Origin of the sequence: Acidiphilium sp. PM (genome assembly GCF_000219295.1) — a bacterium.
In the GTDB taxonomy this organism is placed as follows: domain Bacteria; phylum Pseudomonadota; class Alphaproteobacteria; order Acetobacterales; family Acetobacteraceae; genus Acidiphilium; species Acidiphilium multivorum.
Genome location: NZ_AFPR01000543.1, coordinates 1 through 1,839, shown reverse-complemented (window position 1 = coordinate 1,839; position 1,839 = coordinate 1). Strand labels below are relative to the sequence as shown.

2 protein-coding genes and 1 pseudogene are annotated in these 1,839 nt (G+C 61.1%); all 3 read left to right on the top strand.

The window, feature by feature from the left end:
* Positions 1-415, top strand: a pseudogene (locus APM_RS22415) (hypothetical protein); the annotation flags it as partial.
* A 116-nt stretch (positions 416-531) separates the two neighbouring features.
* Positions 532-1,341, top strand: a complete 810-nt coding sequence (locus APM_RS17820) for a transporter (RefSeq protein WP_007424795.1) — start codon at positions 532-534, stop codon at positions 1,339-1,341.
* Between the two features lie 78 nt (positions 1,342-1,419).
* Positions 1,420-1,839 (top strand): AMP-binding protein (locus tag APM_RS17815; protein ID WP_007424794.1); only part of this gene is annotated, 420 nt, incomplete at its 3' end.

Here is a 1,839-nt window from a genome sequence, read left to right as displayed (position 1 = left end):
TTCCGTATATGCATCCCTGTTCCTTGGCGGCCCTTCCCCCTGTTGTGGCCGCCTTTTTCTTGTTGGTTGGCCCATTTTCCAGATTCGCCTAAATGAAAGTCCAGACGTCAGGGTACACCACCCATTAAAAGAACAGGAGACAGTCCAAATGTTCGAATACCTTTCGGGAAAATTCACGGGGTCCGTGGGCGTCGCCGCTGGTGCGGCTTTCGGCGTGGCGCTTGCCGTCTCGTCGATGATGCAGCCGGCCCGCGCCGCCGGCCCGCTGCCCTATGACCTTAACGCGCCGCCACCCAATGTCAGCGTCGCCATGCTATACAACCAGTTCGCCTCAGCCAGCTCGTTCTACAACCAGCACGGCACGAAGATCGGCAACACGGGGGCGTTTGCGGGAGGGGGCGGAATCCTACGTTAAGGCCCGAATCTGAACATTGAGTGCGAACCTATGCGACACGTTGATTGTGATACGGGTTATGGAACAACGAAATCGGCTTTCGCGTGCCATTTTAGGGTCACATCTCAAACACTCGTTTGGGACACATAGTCGATCAGGCCATTGAAACGCAGGGCTTTGCTGCCAAGCGTAGGATTCCGCCCCCTCCCGCAAACGACCCCAACACGCATATCCAGACTGACGTGCCGATTCTGCGCTTAGTCCACACATTCAGCCCGATCGACGGCATGCCCTGGGGCGTTCAGGTCATCGCCCCCTATGTCTCTTACCTCGGCAACCAGCAGGTCGGCGGCGGCAGCCTGTCGCACCAGAGCGGCTTCGCCGAGCCGCTACTTTCTGCCTTCCTCTACCCGGTCGATCATCCGAGCCAGGATGAAACCCTGCTGCTGGCCTACTACCTCAGCCCGCCCTCGGGCTCCTACAACCCCAGCATCGTGCTCAACGCGAGCACCAACAACTGGGTGAACAATTTCGAAGTCGGCTTCATGCACAAGGTCTTCGGCCAGGCCAAGGGCAAGCGGCTCGATCTCGAGGTCTGGGCCGACGGGTATTTCTACGGCAACACCAATGTCCAGACCGGCGTCCACCTCAAGACCGATCCGGCCGCGCAGTTCATCGTTTACGCGCCTTATTACTTCCACCCGCAGACCGACGCCTATGTCGGCCTCAGCTTCGAGAAGACGTTTGGCGGCAAGGTATCCGAAGTCACCCCGCTGGCGACGGTCGATACCGGAAACCGCAACAACTTCACCAGCATCGGCGTCATCGCCGGCTCGTTCCTGTCGCCGACGGTCTTCGCCGAGGCCCAGCTTGCGACCGACGTTCAGGTCCGCGGCGGCGCCAAGAACGACATCTTCTTCCAAGTTCAGGTCGGCAAGGTCTTCTGATCGACCTTGCTATGCCCGGTCTCCGTCAAGATCAAGTAGCAACCGCCGTGGGGCTGTTCAACGCATGAGGACACGACCATGACCGATTGCATCACCGGCCTCGAGAAGACGGAAGCGAACTACCAGGCGCTTTCGCCACTCTCCTTCCTCGCGCGGACAGCGAAAGTCTGGCCGGAGCGAACGGCGGTTGCTCACGGCTCGATCCGGCGCACCTGGGCAGAAACCTTCGAGCGCTGCAAGCGGCTGGGCGCGGCACTGGCGGCACGGGGAATCGGACCGGGCGACGTCGTCGCCGTGATGGCGCCCAACATACCGGCAATGGTCGAGGCGCATTTCGGCGTCGCCATGGCGGGCGCGGTGCTGAACTCGCTGAACACCCGGCTGGATGCGCCAACCATCGCCTACATCCTGCGCCACGGCGAGGCGAAGCTCCTGCTGAGCGACACCGAATTCGCCCCGGTGATCGCCGCGGCCCTGGCCGAGCTCAGTGACAATGCT